General features: G+C 37.8%; 16 protein-coding genes. 2 read left to right on the forward strand and 14 right to left on the reverse strand.

Annotation, left to right across the window (positions count from 1 at the left end; genetic code table 11):
* Positions 1-313: 313 nt before the first annotated feature.
* The gene (gene fabF, locus V179_RS0120575; RefSeq protein WP_028393146.1) at positions 314-1,555 is read right to left on the reverse strand and encodes a beta-ketoacyl-ACP synthase II; all 1,242 of its coding nucleotides are present in this window, start codon (positions 1,553-1,555) and stop codon (positions 314-316) included.
* A gap of 48 nt (positions 1,556-1,603) precedes the next feature.
* Positions 1,604-2,542, reverse strand: coding sequence for a beta-ketoacyl-ACP synthase III (locus V179_RS0120580; protein WP_028393147.1), 939 nt, complete (start codon positions 2,540-2,542; stop codon positions 1,604-1,606).
* A 208-nt stretch (positions 2,543-2,750) separates the two neighbouring features.
* On the opposite strand from V179_RS0120580, the gene V179_RS0120585 reads away from it, so the two are divergent.
* Positions 2,751-2,987, forward strand: a complete 237-nt coding sequence (locus V179_RS0120585; protein WP_028393148.1) for a hypothetical protein — start codon at positions 2,751-2,753, stop codon at positions 2,985-2,987.
* Positions 2,988-3,025: 38 nt separating this feature from the next.
* Here the strand turns inward: V179_RS0120585 and V179_RS0120590 are convergent, their stop codons facing one another.
* The 3 genes from V179_RS0120590 to V179_RS0120600 all read right to left on the reverse strand — a co-directional run bounded on the left by V179_RS0120590 (position 3,026) and on the right by V179_RS0120600 (position 5,047).
* A complete protein-coding gene (locus tag V179_RS0120590; RefSeq protein WP_028393149.1) occupies positions 3,026-3,214 on the reverse strand; it encodes a ComZ family protein in 189 nt (62 codons plus the stop codon).
* A gap of 244 nt (positions 3,215-3,458) precedes the next feature.
* A complete protein-coding gene (locus V179_RS0120595; protein WP_028393150.1) occupies positions 3,459-4,232 on the reverse strand; it encodes a hypothetical protein in 774 nt (257 codons plus the stop codon).
* A gap of 92 nt (positions 4,233-4,324) precedes the next feature.
* Positions 4,325-5,047: an alpha/beta hydrolase family protein gene (locus V179_RS0120600; protein WP_028393151.1), complete on the reverse strand. Its 723-nt coding sequence runs from the start codon at positions 5,045-5,047 to the stop codon at positions 4,325-4,327.
* A 354-nt stretch (positions 5,048-5,401) separates the two neighbouring features.
* Here V179_RS0120600 and V179_RS0120605 point away from each other — a divergent pair, with 354 nt between their 5' ends.
* Complete coding sequence (locus V179_RS0120605; RefSeq protein WP_028393152.1) at positions 5,402-5,590, forward strand: YjzD family protein; 189 nt, start codon at positions 5,402-5,404, stop codon at positions 5,588-5,590.
* Positions 5,591-5,685: 95 nt separating this feature from the next.
* On the opposite strand, the gene clpB is transcribed toward V179_RS0120605, so the two are convergent.
* The 9 genes from clpB to argC form a co-directional block, all read right to left on the reverse strand.
* Positions 5,686-8,280, reverse strand: coding sequence for an ATP-dependent chaperone ClpB (gene clpB, locus V179_RS0120610; RefSeq protein WP_028393153.1), 2,595 nt, complete (start codon positions 8,278-8,280; stop codon positions 5,686-5,688).
* Positions 8,281-8,664: 384 nt separating this feature from the next.
* Positions 8,665-8,844 carry a YjzC family protein gene (locus V179_RS0120615; RefSeq protein ID WP_028393154.1) on the reverse strand — a complete coding sequence of 60 codons (180 nt, stop codon included), beginning with the start codon at positions 8,842-8,844 and terminating at the stop codon, positions 8,665-8,667.
* Positions 8,845-8,935: 91 nt separating this feature from the next.
* Entirely contained in the window at positions 8,936-9,889 is a 954-nt protein-coding gene (argF, locus tag V179_RS0120620) for an ornithine carbamoyltransferase (protein WP_028393155.1), read from the reverse strand.
* A complete protein-coding gene (locus tag V179_RS0120625) occupies positions 9,886-13,005 on the reverse strand; it encodes a carbamoyl phosphate synthase large subunit (RefSeq protein ID WP_028393156.1) in 3,120 nt (1,039 codons plus the stop codon). Before V179_RS0120625 ends, argF begins: the two co-directional genes overlap by 4 nt.
* Complete coding sequence (locus V179_RS0120630) at positions 12,998-14,080, reverse strand: carbamoyl phosphate synthase small subunit (protein ID WP_028393157.1); 1,083 nt, start codon at positions 14,078-14,080, stop codon at positions 12,998-13,000. The genes V179_RS0120625 and V179_RS0120630 overlap by 8 nt, the downstream gene beginning before the upstream one ends.
* Positions 14,081-14,159: 79 nt before the next feature.
* On the reverse strand, positions 14,160-15,314 hold the full coding sequence (locus V179_RS0120635; RefSeq protein WP_028393158.1) for an acetylornithine transaminase: 1,155 nt from the start codon (positions 15,312-15,314) through the stop codon (positions 14,160-14,162).
* On the reverse strand, positions 15,311-16,084 hold the full coding sequence (gene argB, locus V179_RS0120640; protein WP_028393159.1) for an acetylglutamate kinase: 774 nt from the start codon (positions 16,082-16,084) through the stop codon (positions 15,311-15,313). Before argB ends, V179_RS0120635 begins: the two co-directional genes overlap by 4 nt.
* Before the next feature lie 12 nt (positions 16,085-16,096).
* Complete coding sequence (gene argJ, locus V179_RS0120645) at positions 16,097-17,329, reverse strand: bifunctional ornithine acetyltransferase/N-acetylglutamate synthase (protein WP_028393160.1); 1,233 nt, start codon at positions 17,327-17,329, stop codon at positions 16,097-16,099.
* 17 nt (positions 17,330-17,346) lie between these two features.
* Entirely contained in the window at positions 17,347-18,375 is a 1,029-nt protein-coding gene (argC, locus tag V179_RS0120650; RefSeq protein WP_028393161.1) for an N-acetyl-gamma-glutamyl-phosphate reductase, read from the reverse strand.
* Positions 18,376-18,761: the final 386 nt, after the last annotated feature.

The following is an 18,761-nucleotide window of genomic DNA, read 5'->3' on the forward strand; positions in this document are numbered from 1 at the left end:
AACACTATGATCTAGAAGTAATGTGCAGCCTTTAGCCTTCGGACATCCTAAAATGTATCAGAGAATCTATCGATTATTTATCCCGTATTAACGGAAAAGTCAAGACTTAACGCTGTGAACTTCAGCCGTTTAGTTGAGGCCACAGGATGTGAGTCACTCAGACGAAAGACTATAGGACACTTGCTACTTAGTCTGAGCTCATTGAAATGGTTTGACTGTCGGTTGATCGAAGCGAAAGCAAAGATCTTAGCGACTGTCAAACTGGACTAAAAATCAGTGGGGTTAAAGCCCCCACTGATTGAAGTTTCACTTATTATTCTTCATATTTCTTTAAAACAATTGTTGCATTATGACCACCGAAGCCCAATGAGTTGCTTAGCGCCGCCGTAACCTCAGCTTTACGAGCTGTATTAGCAACATAATCTAAGTCACAGTCTGGGTCTGGATTTTCCAAGTTAATCGTCGGTGGCAAGATGCAATCACGAATAGCCAGAGCGGTAAAAATTGCTTCAACACCGCCTGCTGCTCCTAACAAATGACCAGTCATCGATTTAGTCGAGCTTATCGCCAAGTTATTTGCATGTTGGCCAAAAACTTCTTTTATTGCCATTGTTTCGTATTTATCATTATAAGCTGTACTCGTGCCATGCGCATTAATATACTGAATCTCTTCCGGTGAAAGGCCCGCATCAGAAATCGCTTGTTTCATTGCTCTTGCTCCACCCTCACCGCCAGGAGCTGGAGCAGTTATATGGTATGCATCTCCAGTTGATCCGTATCCGACAATTTCACAGTAAATAGTGGCGCCGCGTTTTTGTGCAAACTCTAAATCTTCCAAAATGATAATACCGGCACCTTCTCCAATTACAAAGCCATCACGATTTGCATCGAAAGGACGGCTCGCAGTACTTGGATCAGGATTTGTAGATAAGGCAGTATTCGCGCAAAAGCCAGCAACTGCCATCTTCGTGATCGGGGCTTCTGCTCCACCCGTAATCATAGCATCAGCGTCACCTCGTTGAATCGCCTTGAATGCATCACCGATTGAGTTTGTTCCAGATGCACATGCCGTTACTGTACATGAGTTGATCCCTTTAGCACCTAGAGCAATCGATACTTGACCTGATGCCATATCTGGAATCATCATAGGAACGAAGAACGGACTTACCCTCTTATAGCCCCGATTTAAAAAGGTCTCGTGTTGGTTTTCGAACGTTTCCATTCCACCAATTCCTGAACCAATCCATACACCAATTCGATCAGCGTTTGTATCATTAATTTCTAAATTAGCATCTTGGACAGCCATTGTGGCAGCCGCTACAGCATAATGCGTGAAACGATCCATCTTTCGAGCTTCTTTACGATCAACATATTCTTCAACGTTAAATTCTTTTAATTCTGCCGCTACTTTTGCAGGATATTCATCTGCATTCAATCGCGTTAATGGACCGATACCTGATTTACCTTCAATTATATTTTCCCATGTTGTTTTTGCAGTATTCCCTAGTGGGGTAACAGCACCAATTCCCGTTACAACAACTCTTCTTTTCGTCATTCAGTATACTCCCTTCATTGTTTAAAAATTACTCTCGCCAGTCCTATATTATTTTCCCCAGCGCATAGCTATGGCTCCCCAAGTTAATCCGCCGCCAAAGCCGACCATGACAACTAGATCGCCGTCTTTGATTTTTCCAGCTTCAAGTTCCTCAAACAGCGCAACTGGAATTGAGGCGGAGGAAGTATTTCCATATTTTCTAATTGTAGTAGACATTTTCTCAATTGGAAGACCAAGTCTTTCTCTAGCCGCTTCCATAATTCGAATATTTGCTTGATGAGGGATTAGGAAATCTACCTCTTCTTTTGATAATCCAGCTTTATCAAGAACTGTTATACATGATTCTCCCATTTGACGAACCGCGAACTTAAATACTTCACGACCATTCATGATAATAGTACTGCCAGTATCTTGATACAAATGATCTCCGCCTGCTCCATTTGCACCGAGTTCGAATGAAAGAATACCTCGATTGTCAGATACTTGACCAATTACTGCTGCACCTGCGCCATCACCAAATAAAACGGCCGTATTGCGATCTTCCCAGTCAGTAATTTTAGATAACTTTTCAACACCGACAACTAACACATGTTTATATGTTCCTGTTTTAACGAATTGCTCACCAGTTACCATACCATACATGAATCCAGCACAAGCCGCACTGATATCCATTGCAGCAGCATTCGATGCGCCAAGCTTATCTTGTAACATACATGCTACAGTAGGGAACGGTCGATCTGGCGTAACAGTTGCAACTAAAATCAAATCAATATCTTTAGCGTCTATTTCCGCATCTTTGATTGCTTGTAAAGCTGCCTCATATGCCATATCTGATGTATCCATATCATCAGGAGCGATTCTTCTTTCCTCAATCCCTGTCCTAGTCTTAATCCATTCATCTGACGTTTCTACCATTTTTTCCAAATCTACATTCGTTAACACTTTATCGGGCAAATAGCGTCCAATTCCGATTATCCCTGCATTCATTCTGCCATCCCCTATCTATTATTAATGCATTGTTATTATCATCAATTATTATTACCTGGTGCTAATTTTATAATAAAGATGCTCATGTTGCAAGAGAATGAATAAAAAGAGTACAAGATTAAGATTAGAAAAAGTTTTGGACAAGAGCCTAAGCAGTGAGCCAACCATCCCCATACAATAACATTGAGATGAAAGGAGGAATTCAAACATGACGGATCGTAATCAGTCCCGTGATACAGATTTTTTCTCAAAGATGATGTTTTCAAAGAGAAAAGAACCTGAAACTGAAAAAGAATCTACTGCGGATGAAGCTACTACTAATATGGATTACATTCAATTGATGGAAAACGTGGATACTTTAATATCGCTCTATGAGAAATCTAAGCCTTCCCTTCAAAAATTCAATCCGCTTATCGCTCATTTTTTCAAAAATAAAGATAAATAATAAAACAGGGTGGAATACAAAAATTCCACCCTGTTTTATTATTGCTGATTTGCTGCATCTTTTTTTCCGAGTTCATATGCTTCATTCATGACATTTTTGAAAATATCAAGAAAAGGCATTGCCATTTCCATAGACAGTTCTACACCAGATTCTTCAAGCTTCGCTTTAGCTTCTGGGAAGTATTTCATCGCAATTGCCATAAATTCCATTGTTTTATCATTCTGCATGACTAATCCTCCTCAAAAAACACAAGACCCTTGACTGTCTTCGTACCTTTCACCAATTATCACGACTGACAATCCAACTAACAATCATTATGGCAAAATTGTATAAAGAGAGTTTTTACAAAGGGTAGCTTGCATTCTTACTTCATGTATTAGATATTCATATTGATTATAATACCCATACATAAGAGAAATGAAAAGGAATTTACCTATTCTATTTATGATTTAGTCAAAATTTAATCACGAGTCAACGATTATGATGCAGTATCTGTAATGCAATGCCTTCTTCTGGTGTAATATTATTGTCTATTTCAAACACATAGGTTTGATGTGCTGAAACAACTTCCGCATCTGCTTTACGTTCTTCAAGCAGTTCAGGATGAAATAGTAGCTTAGCACATTGTGACCATTGATTTTTTAGTTTACTTCTTACAGTAATCTTTTTTTCGTTCAAGATTGTAATTTCAGGAAAACTTGCTAATAAATCATCAATGAAGATGGCATCCTTTTTGTATTCACATTCTAACGCTTTTTCAATTTCCAAACGATTTTTTTTCTGAATACTTACCTCAAACACTGATTCTTCTTGCTGACCTGGTCCATAAATCGTTGGTAAATAAATTACCTTCATCCAATCGGATTGTTCAACGATAGTATGGATCTTCTCCTTTTCTGCTCCCAATGGATAGAGGAGAACTACCGTTGGTTGTTTTTCGTTCGGGATCATCCCCCAATTTTGAAAAGCAAGAAGAATTTCTTCTGTCGCTTCCATTGATAAACCTACTTGTCGTTTGTTAAAATCATACAAAGAAATATAAATCGTCGTCTCATTTGATACATTTATGCCCGATAAACTGCTAGGCTTCACGAAAGTAAAATTTGCGTTTCTACCGATTTCGAGCTCTTTCTCGTCATTTAATTCCCAATCTATACCTATCACATCATGACCAAGTTCTAACAGATGTTTTGTTAAATGAAAACCGACAAATTGATACATGCCTATAATTATCGTTTGATCCATCATGTCCCCCCTAATCTAGGACTAGGTTATGACTAGAACCTTCCCTTTACACGCTGTATCGTATGCCTAATCTATTGTAAATGGTTCTAAATTCAAATTGTATCTTCATTTTTCTTAAAAAACTGTTGTATTTGATAAGGTATTTTATATCTTTTTTCAGGAAGTAAATAAATCATCTCTAGATTTTTTCTTTTTTGTTCATTGAGTTGTTTATAATGGTTTGTCTGAGCTGTATCATTGTTACCCAAAACTCGAATAATTTTCAGAGGTGTATGTGATGGAATTGGATGATCTGGCATAGATTCAATATATTCTTCAATCTCGTTTACGCTTCTGTCATAGGCGAATGCTACCTCTCGAAGCCACTTTTTAAAGTACAGCTTATTTTCCCTTTCTTTCAGTAATGGTGACTTTATCGATAACCAAGGATCAATTAAAACGACAGAACGAATTTTGTCATCCATTAACTCAAGAAGCTTTAATGCTACTAAACTACCTGCCCCTTCTGCTAGTATATGGATCTTATCATTTAGGATTTCACTTTTCATCATCATGAAATAAAGTTTTTCCGCTAATTCAACTGCCTTCTTGCTCCCCCAATTTGCTCCATATAGATGTGAGGAAAAGAGTGTGTAGCCAGAATCTTTTAAATGATTCAGAATACCACGTCTGCTCGGGTGTTGAAGCCAATAACTATCCCCTTCACAAACGAAGTGACCACTGTCACCAATAAGAAGAATGGAAAACCCACTTGGTCTAAATGGATAATAAACAATACTCCACTGTCCGTCCATTTGAAAAGTACGTTGGTCCATTTATATTACTCCTTTAAATTAATTCTTGTTATATATTATGGCTTTTCCCTTCAATTGGAAGTGTGTTATACCTATGATACCGTGTAAATCTTATTGTGTCATATAATTCTTGATGAAAAATATTTTTATCCAACGCATAACGGGCAGTAAGATCCGAATGGTTTAACTATGCCTTTATCGATAATATCAGTCAATTCTTTATTTAATCCAAAAAACTCTTGCTTCTTGATTATATTTACTAGACACATAATTTAGTTTAATGATCAAGTGCAAACAAAAAAACAAAATACCCGTTTTATCGAAATCATAAATATGGTAAGATTAAAATAATGTAATAGAATGAGGTGAGTATCCGTGCGTTACTTTATGACTTTTTTCTGGGCATTCATATTAATGCATATGCTAACATATGTTGCCGGTTCCATGATTGGTGTTGCATACAATTTTACAACTGCATCTATTTTAGGAGTAGTAAGCACTATTTTGATTTTGATTGTACCTGCTATCCTTCCTAATGATTCAGTTGAAAAGACAAGCCACTAATTTAAACATGAAGCACGTAAAAGAGGCTGACAATTGTCAGCCTCTTTTCAAATTCCCCCCAAGTTCTAGTGCTTGTTAATTTTTGAAGTTCCACTTTATACAAGCAAAATCTTCTCCCCGTCATAATCAAATACAATTTGCTGTTCGTTTGATACGTTACCTGCAATAATCTCTCTTGCAAGCTTTGTTTCAATTTGTTTTTGGATAAATCGTTTAAGTGGTCGTGCTCCATATACAGGATCATACCCTTGATCGGCAATGAATTCCTTGGCTTCATCTGTGATCTTGAGCGTTAAATGCTGATCCTCAATGCGTTCCTGAAGTTGAAAGACCATTTTATCAACAATTTTTCCAATATCAGATTTCGATAAGGGCTTAAATAAAATAATATCATCGACACGATTTAAGAATTCAGGCCGGAAATGGCTACGCAGCTCATTCATCACTTGTTCTTTCACCGTTTCTTCTATTGTACCTTGACGATTATCAGACAGTAATAAATAATGCGAGCCGATATTTGATGTCATAATGATGACTGTGTTCTTACAATCAATCGTTCTGCCTTGTGAATCTGTAATTCTGCCATCATCAAGCATTTGTAAAAGGATATTAAAAACGTCTGGATGCGCTTTTTCAATTTCATCAAGCAAAATGACAGAATATGGCTTACGGCGAATTGCTTCGGTGAGCTGACCCCCTTCTTCAAATCCCACATAGCCTGGAGGTGCCCCGATTAATCGGGAAACTGAATGTTTTTCCATATACTCAGACATATCGATTCGGATCATCTGGTTTTCACTATCAAACAAAGTTTCTGCTAGCGCCTTTACCAACTCCGTTTTTCCTACGCCTGTTGGACCTAAAAAGATAAAAGAACCAATTGGTCGATTGGGATCTTTTATGCCAGCTCTTGCCCTGATGACTGCATCTGAAACAAGTTCGATTGCATCTTCCTGCCCAATCACTCGCTCACTCAGAATGTTCGGTAGTCGTAGCAGTTTTTCTCTTTCCCCTTCCACTAATTTCGTAACAGGAATACCTGTCCATCGTGCAACGATTGAGGCAATTTCCTCTTCGGTTACTTCTTCACGCAATAAACGGTTGTCATGTTTATCTTCTTCTAGATTGGCAACAAGAGATGCCAATTCTTTCTCCTTTTGTGGAATTAAACCATGGCGCAATTCGGCAGCTCTATTTAAATCATAATCATTTTCCGCTTGTTCTAAATCACGGCGAAGTTTTTCCAATTGTTCACGATGCTCAGACACATGCTGTAAGGATGATTTCTCCATTTGCCATTGTGCCTTCATTGCGTTTGCCTGATCACGTTGTTCGGATAATTCTTTTTGTAAAATGGCTAATCTGTTTTTGCTAGGTTCATCACTTTCATTTCGTAGTGCCGCTTCTTCAATTTCAAGTTGCATGACTTTTCGGGTAATCTCATCTAGCTCAGTCGGCATTGAATCAATTTCAGTCCGAATCATGGCACAGGCTTCATCTACTAGATCAATCGCCTTATCAGGTAAAAATCGGTCAGTAATATAGCGATTAGAAAGGATAGATGCTGCTACAATGGCACGATCATGAATCCTAACACCATGGTGGATTTCAAACCGTTCTTTCAATCCCCTAAGAATTGATATCGTATCCTCAACATCTGGTTCCGAAACAAGAACCTGTTGGAACCTTCTTTCAAGTGCGGGGTCTTTTTCAATATAATTCCTGTATTCATCTAGTGTCGTTGCACCGATACAATGCAATTCTCCTCGAGCGAGCATCGGTTTTAGCATATTCCCGGCATCAAGTGCGCCATCAGTTCTACCTGCACCAACAATTGTATGGATTTCATCAATAAATAGCAGGATTTTCCCATCACTCTTTTTGACTTCGTGAAGAACTGCTTTTAAGCGTTCCTCAAATTCACCACGGAATTTTGCTCCAGCAACCAGTGCACTCATATCGAGCGAGAATACTGTTTTGTCTTTCAATCCTTCTGGTACGTCTTTCCGAACTATTCTTTGTGCAAGACCTTCGACAATCGCCGTTTTCCCAACACCCGGTTCTCCAATAAGTACTGGGTTATTTTTTGTTTTTCTTGAAAGTATACGAATGACATTTCGAATTTCTGAATCTCGTCCAATGATAGGATCGACTTTCCCCGATCTTACTTCTGCCACGAGATCCCTGCCATATTTCTTTAATACTTCATAAGTGCTTTCAGGATTTTGGCTAGTCACTCTTTGATTCCCCCTAATCTCCTTGATGATGTGTAATGCAATCTGATAATTTACATTAAATGGTGAAAATAGCCTCTTAGTAGAATGGCTATTCTCTTTAAGAATTGCCAGTATGATATGCTCGACAGACAAATATTCATCAGAAAAACGGTCCTTTTCAGACTCTGCCACTTCTAAAGTCTTCAGTAGCGATGGCGCTAAATAGACTCCTTTTTCTTCAGTATTCCCTGTAACTTGCGGTAATTTGTTTAGCTCATCTAAAAGCGATGCTTTATATGGATTGATCAGTTGACCACTCTCTGAAAGAATTCTCATTAACATGCTTTCATCTTGATTAAAAAGAGCTAATAAAACATGTAGCTCATTCAATTCCTGATTATTTCGGGAAAGAGCATAATCTTGACTTGTTATAAAGGCCTGCTGCAACTTCTCTGTCATTTTTTCCATATCCATAAGAATCCCTCCAACATTAAGCTAGATGACATTTTTATATTTGACCTTATTTGACCTTTAATTTTATTATAAAATAAAACTCAATAAAGTAAAGGAAGAACCCTTTTAGGGCGTGTTCAAAAGAAGAGGAAAAAAAGAGCCTAGAAGTTAGAGGAGCGAATGTCTCTAATCTTTCGCGTATATAGTACATGAGGACCAGTCTTTTTGAAAAACTTATTATATGAATATATAGTGAAACTTCAATCGGTGGGAGTTTTACTGCCTGTTAATACGGGATAAAAGTAAAGGGCCAGACTCTCCACTACGATTACAGTAAATGCTTGTTTAAACACGCATTTACTATATATCTTAGTATGAGTTCCGACCCAATTATACTTGATTAGATTAAGGCTTACGCTGATACGTCCAAACCCGATTATGATTCGAGTTTTCAGGAAACGCGTCTCCTGCTCTCAATTTCACTTTTTTTGGATTAATTACTGAGCTGCCTGTTTCACCTTCTTCAATATAAACCCCGTTATTCGGCGCTTTTTGGCCAAATTTAAATTGATGATTTTGACCCATGATCATCACACTCCTTTTTCTGATTGCTCTAGTAGTGTTTCCAAAAAAGTGTGTGACCATCTATGGTTATTTTTAGAAAATGGTTCGCAAATTATTGAAGTAAATCGACCAAAATCGCTTTTTGCGCATGTAGTCGATTACCTGCTTGATGAAAAACTACAGAATTTGGTCCATCAATGATTTCAGCTGTCACTTCTTCCTCACGGTGAGCAGGTAGGCAATGCATAAAAATATAGTCCTCTTTTGCATGTTTCACTAACTCTGCATTTATTTGATACTTTTTAAATGCTTCTAGTCGCACAGCATTTTCAGCTTCTTGCCCCATAGATGTCCAAACATCTGCATAAACAATATCAGCACCTTCAATTGCTTCAATTGGAGAATGTGTCACTAGAATTTCAGACCCTTGTTGCTTAGCCTCTTTTTTCGCGTATTCAATAATCTCTTTATTCGGCTCGTATCCAGGTGGACAAGCTATGGAAAAATCAATTCCAGTTTTTGCACAGGCTATCATTAAAGAATGTACGACATTATTTCCATCGCCGATATACGCCATCTTCAGGCCTGCAAGCTTTCCTTTTACTTCTTGAATTGTTAATAAATCTGCTAAAGCCTGACAAGGATGGAACATATCCGTTAAACCATTAATAACAGGAATGGTTGCAGCATTTGCCAACTCTTCAATCTTTTCATGACCGAATGTTCGTATCATAATCCCATCAACAAATTGGGATAAGACTTTTGCTGTATCCGAAACTGTCTCCCCACGACCTATTTGAATATCATTACTGCTTAAAAATAAACCATGACCACCAAGTTGTAGCATACCAACTTCAAATGATACTCTTGTCCTTGTCGATGATTTTTCAAAAATCATCCCTAATGTTTTTCCTTTTAAAGGATGGTATTCATCACCCGCTGCCCATTTTTCCTTAATAGTACTAGCTAAGTTAAGCAGTTCAAGTATTGAATCGGGAAACACGTTAGCTAATGTAAGAAAATCCTTTTGCTGAATGATTTTCCCTTTCTTGATTATTGTACTCATGCATGTGTCACTCCTTTTTTATTTAAGTGAAGCCAATGTTGTAATGATGCGATTTTTATCTCTTTTTCAGTCAGCGATTGTAAGTATGCAAGGAAAGTTTCTTCTTCAGAAAAAGCGAGTATACGGTATTTTGCTGCTAATAATCGTAATTGCTGATCTTCCGCAGATTTTCCATACGATAATACTGCCGCTCCTTTACCTTCTTTAAGCCATGATTCGAAATGACCATCCGCAATGACCAAACCTGCATCCATCACACGATTTAACGTTTCCTTACTAAGATGGATTGTTGAGGAAATGAATAAACCGTTTTTATTCAAGTCTCGTTGGCCATGATAAACTTTCGCTAGTGCTTCATTGACTGTTTCCGCAATAGCAATCCCTTCACCAGTCGATTTCATTTCTGGTCCGACTTTCGAATCGAGTCCACTTAGAGCAAATGTTGAAAATACTGGGTATTTAATTGCCGAAAACGAAAAATCATCTTCTAGACCCGTTTTTCCTAATAAATTCGACAAAGAATATTTCCCAAGCAATATTTTTGTCGCTACTTGTACAAGTGGAACACCGCTAATTTTACTAATTAAAGGGATTGTTCGACTTGCACGAGGATTTACTTCAAGCACATAAACTTTATGACCTTGGATAACGAATTGAATATTCATTAGTCCTTTATAGCCAAGCTCTACTACAATTTTCTTCGCATATTCAACCATTTTTTCTTTCAGTTCTGTTGAAATAGTAGTACTTGGAAAAATAGCGAGGCTGTCTCCGGAATGGACGCCGGCCTTTTCAATATGTTCTGCAACTAAAGGAATATAGACATTACTTCCATCCGCAATTAAATCAATCTCTGCTTCTTGACCAGCAATATAAGAATCAATGAGGACAGGGTAAACAAGAGTTGAGCCATTGTTCAAACGGTTATTTAAACTTTGAAGATCTTGAATGATCTCCATTCCTTGACCGCCAATTACATAGGAAGGTCGTAATAAAACAGGAAAGCCTATTTGTTCTGCTTGCTTCAGTAATTCTTGGGCGTTATTTGCCATTTCACCAGGAACATGAGGAATATCAAGCTTTTGCAATAATGTATAAAATCGATCACGATCTTCTAATTGGTCAACAATATCAAAAGATGTTCCTAATAAATTAATACCATACTCCTCAAGTCCTTTTGCAAGATTAATTGCCGTTTGACCACCAAATTGAACGATTACATCTTGAATCCCTTCAGCCTCAATTACATTCAAAACATATTCAAGCGTCAATGGTTCAAAATAAAGTCGATCAGCCGTAGCAAAATCTGTGCTTACTGTTTCAGGATTATTGTTAATCATGATGGTTTCTACATCTTCTTGTTGAAGGGCATAAACACTATGGACAGAACAATAATCAAATTCAATTCCTTGACCAATCCGAATCGGCCCACTCCCGATAATCAATACTTTTTGTTTATTTGACTTTTCCTGCTCATTTTCTCCAAAATATGTCGAGTAATAATAATTTGTATGCGATTCGAATTCGGCTGCACATGTATCAACCGTTTTATATGCAGCTGTAACCCCTAACAAGATTCGCTGTTTTCTCACATTAAGTTCTGATGTGTCCCAAACAGATGCTAAATAACGATCAGAAAAACCTTTTTCCTTTAGGAACATGAACTCTTCCTTCGTTACATGATCAAGTTTTTTAGCTTCAAGACTCTTTTCCAGTTCTATAATCGATGAGAAACTTGCTAAGAAAAAATAGTCCATCTTAGTCGCTTCATGAATGGCTTCTATTGTAACATTGTTGCGAAGTAATTCTAAAATCACAAAAATTCGTTCATCTGTTTGGGCATAAAGCATATCCCATAATTCTGAAATCGATTTGTCTTTTAATGAATTTAATTGAATCCCTAATGTCTTAAGCTCTAGTGAGTCAACCGCTTTTTGAAGAGCACCTTCAAAACTTCGATGTAAGGCCATTACTTCACCGGTTGCTTTCATTTGCGTTCCTAGCTTGCGCGTTGCTGTTGGAAATTTATCAAATGGCCATCTCGGAAATTTCACCGCTACATAATCAAGTGCCGGCTCAAAGCTTGCATACGTACTCTTTGTAACAGGATTGATTAGTTCTGACAAATGATAGCCTACAGCCAATTTGGCTGCAATACGAGCAATTGGATATCCTGTTGCTTTTGACGCAAGTGCTGAAGAACGGCTTACCCGAGGATTTACCTCAATTAAAAAGTAGCTTTTACTATTCGGATCAAGAGCAAATTGAATATTACAGCCACCGATAATCCCTAATGCTGAAATAATTTTAATTGAAGCCGAGCGTAGCATTTGATATTCTTCATCGGAAAGTGTCTGAGATGGAGCCACAACAATGGAATCACCTGTATGAATGCCAACAGGATCGATATTTTCCATATTACAAATCGTAATACAGGTTTGATTGCTATCTCGCATGACCTCATATTCAATTTCCTTAAAACCAGCAATGCTTCGCTCGATCAGACATTGTGTAATCGGGCTTTCTTGTAATCCGCCTCGTACAAGATCCTTGAATACGTCCATATCTTCTGCAATACCGCCACCAGTACCACCTAGTGTATACGCAGGCCGAACAATGATCGGAAACCCAATTTTTTCAGCAAAAGCAACCGCCTCATCAAAGGTATGAACAATCATACTTTCAGGAACTGGTTCGTTGATTTCAAACATTAATTGGCGAAAAAGCTCCCTGTCCTCTCCTTTTTTAATGGAGTCAATTGGAGTTCCGAGCAATGTAACGCCATACTTTTCCAAAATTCCTGCCTCATGAAGTTGATACGCAAGGTTTAATCCAGTCTGTCCGCCTAATGTAGCAAGCAATCCATCAGGTTTTTCTTTTGCGATGATTTTTTCAAGTACATCACAAGTTAATGGTTCAAAATATACTGCGTCTGCATTCATATCATCAGTCATAATGGTAGCAGGGTTGTTATTTACTAAAATAACTCTATAACCCTCTTCTTTAAGCGCTAAACATGCTTGCGTACCGGCATAATCAAATTCTGCTGCTTGCCCGATAATAATCGGTCCTGAGCCAATTACTAAGATGGTTTGGATGGAATGATTCTTAGGCATATGCTTTTTCTCTCCCACTATAGTCATTTATCATTTGTAAAAAATCAGTAAAATGTTCTACACTCTCGACAGGTCCTGGATTTGCTTCCGGATGATACTGTGTCGTAATAATTGGTAACTCTGCATGAACCAACCCTTCAACTGTCCCATCATTCACATTGCGGAATCGTACTTGTAACCCTGTGTTTGATAAGCTCCCCTCTGACACTTCATAGCTATGATTTTGTGAGCTCATATACACCCGTTTTGTTTTCAAATCAACAATCGGCTGATTCGCCCCACGATGACCAAAAAGCATTTTCTTCGTATCACCGCCAAATGCAAGAGCTACAAGTTGGTGGCCAAGGCATATGCCCATCGCCGGATATTGTGTAAGAATGTTTTTGAAATTCAGAAATAAATGATTCAGCTGCTTCGGATCACCCGGCCCATTAGACAGAACAACACCATCCGGATTTAGGTTTTGAATCGTTTGCAGGTCCGTATCGTAAGGCACGATCGTTACTTGACAATTTTGACTGAGTAAACTATCCAAAATTGATTTTTTGTAGCCAAAATCAAAAAGGACGATATGCTTTGTTCCGTTTCCATAACTCGTAATTTCCTTAGATGAAACTTCTGAAACGATTTGGGTATTTTCATAATAGTCCGTTACCACTTTATATGATGGATCTGGAGTAATCGCTGCTTCCATAGAACCTGACGTTCGAATGGTCTTAACGACCGCTCTCGTATCGATCTGACTAAGCAATGGAATATTCCACTTATCCAAATAATCTTTTAAAGAATGGCGAGCTTGAAAGTGTGAATAACTCATATCTCCTTGATAGACAATTACACCAGCTACATGAGGTTTTCTGCTTTCAAAGTCTTCATTATTAATCCCATAATTTCCAATTAGCGGATACGTAAATACGACAATTTGATTTTTATATGAAGGGTCTGTCAGCACTTCTTGATAGCCTGTCATCCCTGTGAAAAAGACAATTTCTCCTTGAACGGTATCTTTCATCTCTTTTGTTAGTAATTTGCCTTCAAATGATTGACCATTTGATAAATGTAAATAGTTTTTCATAATATCACTCCTATGCAGGACTGCATTTTTATATAAAATGAAGTATTTTTATTCATTTAAGTAAGTAAAAATACAGTCATTATGAGACTGGCTGTTTGCTTGCTATAACTTTAGTAATTTTTTCTATACATAAATCCAACTCAGTTTTATTTGTCGTTAATGGTGGTAGTAATCTAATTACATTTGGACCGGCTGTCAGGACAAGAATTCCTTGCTTTTGGAGTTCTAGTAAAATCGGTTGACCAGCATTTACTAATTCAATTCCAATCATCAGCCCCATCCCGCGTATCTCTTTCACAATTTCAATATCCTTCAAATTTTCATGTAATTGATTGATAAGATAGTTACCTTTCTCAATTACCTCTAAAAGAAAATCGTCTTCGAACACTACTTGAAGTGTCGCTTCTGCTGCTGCAATACTAACTGGATTTCCGCCAAATGTTGATCCATGGCTACCTGGTCCAAAATGCTTAGCAAGCTCTTTCTTTCCTACCATTGCACCGATTGGAAGGCCATTTCCTAATCCTTTAGCGATTGTGATAATATCTGGCTCAATTTGATAGTGTTGAAAAGCAAATGGCTTACCAGTACGGCCAATTCCAGTTTGGATTTCATCAATAATTACTAAGATTCCGAATTTTTCACTTGCTGTTTTAATTGCATCCAGGAATTCCTGTTCTATTTTATGAATCCCGCCTTCTCCTTGGACAATTTCAATCATGATTGCAGCTGTGTTTGCATCTACACTGTTTACCAATGCAGCTACATCATTGAATGGGATATAAGCAAACTCTTCAAGCATTTTTCCAAAACCAACTTTAACCTTTTCCTGTCCTGTTGCTGCCATCGTTGCAAATGTACGTCCATGGAACGATTGAGTGCAAGTAATAAGTTTATTTTTCCCAGTTGCTTTCCTTGCTAGCTTTATTGCAGCTTCATTTGCTTCCGCACCACTGTTACAAAAGAAAACATGACCGAGACCAGATGCATTAGTGATTAATGAAGCTGTTTTTTCCTGCTTTGAGTTTTCGAACATATTTGATGTATGCCAAAATGCAGCTAACTGTTTTTCTACGGCTGTTTTTACTGTTTCATTACAATGCCCAAGATTCAACACGCCGATTCCAGATGTATAATCCAGATATTTCGTCCCATCCTTACTCGTTAACCAAGATCCCTTTGCCACATCTGGTTCAATCTGCCAACTATCATAGGTTGGAAATAATGAACTCATATATATACCCCTTCCTGTGTAACAAATTTCGTTCCAATAAAATCGTTATTTTGATAGAAACAAGTCTTTCCACTTACAATCATCACTTCTGGTATACTTTTTTCTAAAACGGAAAGCGCAGTGGTAACCTTAGGAATCATGCCGCCATAAATGGTACCTTCTTTAATCATTTCATTAGCTTCCGTTGCTGTAAGCTGTGAGAGTAAGCTGCCTTCTTTTAAAACACCCTTCACATCGGTAACAAACAAACACATTTGCGCACCAAGCGCTTTCGCCACTGCACCTGCTGCCATATCAGCATTCACGTTCAACTTCTGACCTGATTCCGTTATTGAAATTGGAGTTAATACAGGACATATCCCTTTTTGTAGTATCATTTCTAATAAGTCTGTATCCACTTTCTTAATCTCGCCAACGGCTCCTAAAGCCAATTCATTAATGTAGGCTCCTATCAACATCTTGCCATCAGATCCATTTAAACCAATTGCTTTAATATCATGGGATTCAAGTTTATGCACTAGACTTCTGTTTGATTTACCTGAAAGCATCAGTTCAACAATTTCCAATACCTCAGCTGTAGTCTTACGTAACCCATTTTCAAAGACTGGTGTGATCTTACTTTGCTCAAGCATGGCGTTAATATCTGGACCACCGCCATGAACAAAGACCATTTGCCAGCCACGGTTTTGCAGTTCTTTTATACTTTCAAAAAAAGAATCTGACAGTTCATCAATAATGCTGCCGCCGCATTTAATAACTAAGGTTTTCATTCTGCACACTCCTTATGATCGATAGCTCGCATTGATTTTCACATAATCATAGGTTAAGTCGCAGCCCCATGCTGTTCCGCTTTCAGAACCTTCTTTAAGCGTAACATTTATCACGAGTAAGTCTTGTTCCAAATAAGCTTTAGCCATTTCTTCCGAAAAATCTACCGGCTCACCGTCTTCTAATACAACAATATCTCCGAAAGCAATCGTGACTTGTTGCGGGTTAAAGTCAATCCCGCTACGTCCCATTGCCGCAATAATTCTTCCCCAGTTCGCATCCGCTCCATAAGCTGCTGTTTTTACTAAATTAGAACCAATGATTGTTTTTGCAATTATTTGTGCAGCTTGTTTAGTTTCCATTCCGGAAACATTGCATTCAATTAATTTCGTTGCCCCTTCACCATCTTTGGCAATTTGTTTAGCTAAGCTTTCACTCGTTAGTTTCAGTAATTGAATGAAAGTATCCCATTCAGGGTGTGTTGGTGATAAAGATTGATTGCCAGCTTTGCCATTAGCTAATACAAGTACCATATCATTTGTTGAAGTATCACCATCAACAGTAATTTGGTTAAACGTCTGATCCGTTATAGTTGAAAGAGCAAACTGTAAATCGCTCGATTCAATAGCTGCATCTGTCGTAATAAATCCAAGCATTGTAGCCATATTCGGATGAATCATGCCCGATCCTTTAGCTGCTCCACCCATCGTGACCGTTACTCCATCAATTTCTGCTGAGTACGCACAATTCTTCGTTACGGTATCTGTTGTTAAGATAGCTTGTTCAAAGTCAATAGCATCTTTGTCCGCAGGTGATGGCTCTAACAATTCGATCCCACGTTTAATTTTTTCCATTTTCATATATTCGCCAATAACACCTGTTGAAGCAACTGCAAGATAATGTGGCGCTAAATCGAATTTTGAAGCAGCAAGATCTCTCATTTCATAGGCGTCTTTTAGTCCTTGTTTGCCTGTGCAAGCATTGGCGCAAGCACTATTAACGATGATGCCTTGTAACTTCCCTTCCATTTGAATGCTATCCTTCGTCACATCAAGGGGAGCTGCTTGGATTAAACTTTGTGTGTAAACAGCTGCGACTGAAGCTGGAATATCCGATAAGATGATCCCAAGATCTTTCTTCGAATAGCGTAATCCAGCGTGAACACCTGCTGTTTTAAACCCCTGTGGTGTAACGATATTTCCTTGATCAATTTTCTTTATAGATGCAACACGCTGTAGTGTTTTCATGACTTACCTCCGAATAGTTATGGATAAATGGGAATTGTGGATAAACCTGCTGTTTCATCCAAGCCCATCATAATATTTGCATTTTGAATTGCTTGCCCGGCTGCCCCTTTAACAAGGTTATCGATAACCGAGACAATTGTTACTTTTCCTGTTCTTTCATCATATGCCATCCCGATATCACAGAAATTTGAACCATATACTTGTTTCGTGACTGGGAACTGCCCTACCCTTTGAATTCTTACAAATGGATGGGATTCGTAAATCGTTTGATATAAATCATAAAGCTCTTGTGTAGAAAAGTGTTTATTAACCTGGACATACATAGTCGCCATAATTCCTCTCGTCATTGGGACAAGATGAGTTGTAAAAGTAATGGGCTGCATGTTTTGTTGCCACGTAGAAAGTTGTTGTTCAATTTCCGGGATATGCTGATGCTCATGGACTTTATATATTTTAAAATTTTCATTCATATCGCTAAAATGGGTCATTTCTGATGGAGACTTGCCTGCTCCAGATACCCCTGATTTAGCATCAATAATCACATCTTTAACTAACCCTTCTGAGAATAATGGTGCAAGACCAAGCAGTACCGCAGTTGGATAACAGCCTGGATTTGCGATTATGTTTGCTTCCTTAATTTGGTTTGCATTCCACTCTGAAAGGCCGTATACAGCTGAATCAATGACTTTCTGCGGTGCAGCCGTTTTTTTATACCACTTTTCATATTCACCTGGTGTTTTCAAGCGCAAGTCACCAGATAAATCAATAACCTTAACATTCAATTTAGAAAAATCAGATACAAGTTCTGCTGAAACGCCTGATGGTGTTGCGAGAAAAACGATATCCGATGTATCGGCGATTTTTTCAGGATTAATATCTTCTAATACAAAATCTTCATGCAATAAATGTGTATGTTCATCACTTATTTTCCTATCAAACTTAGACGATGTATGCAAAGAGGCAATTTTCATGTTTGGATGATTTTTCAAAAGACGTATAAGTTCTAATCCACCATAGCCTGTAGCACCAACTATTGAAACGTTCAAGTTATCATCTCCATTGTATTCTTCCCTACGATTCTATAATAATAGTATTATATGACTGAATAAAAATAAAATCAAATGTATTTTTATAAAAAGATAGAATTTTTTAAACTATTGTTAAACATCCGCATTTTCATTATATAATTCCTATTTTTTTTTACAAAGGGAGTATCTCACGAATTATGCTATCGGTTATTCTGACGACTTTTAACTATCGTCCTTTATTCATTCGGATGATTAAATTTCATATTTCATCCAAATAATAAAATAAAACTCCCAAGCTGGGAGTTTTCAACTCGATTGATGGTTATCCAGTTCTACTGACGATAAAGGGGTTCGCGCTGTTTTACCTGTTTTTTTAAATTTAAGTAGGGATATTACAGCCTATT

The organism is Bacillus cihuensis (genome assembly GCF_000504145.1).
Taxonomy (GTDB): Bacteria; Bacillota; Bacilli; order Bacillales; family DSM-1321; genus Peribacillus; species Peribacillus huizhouensis.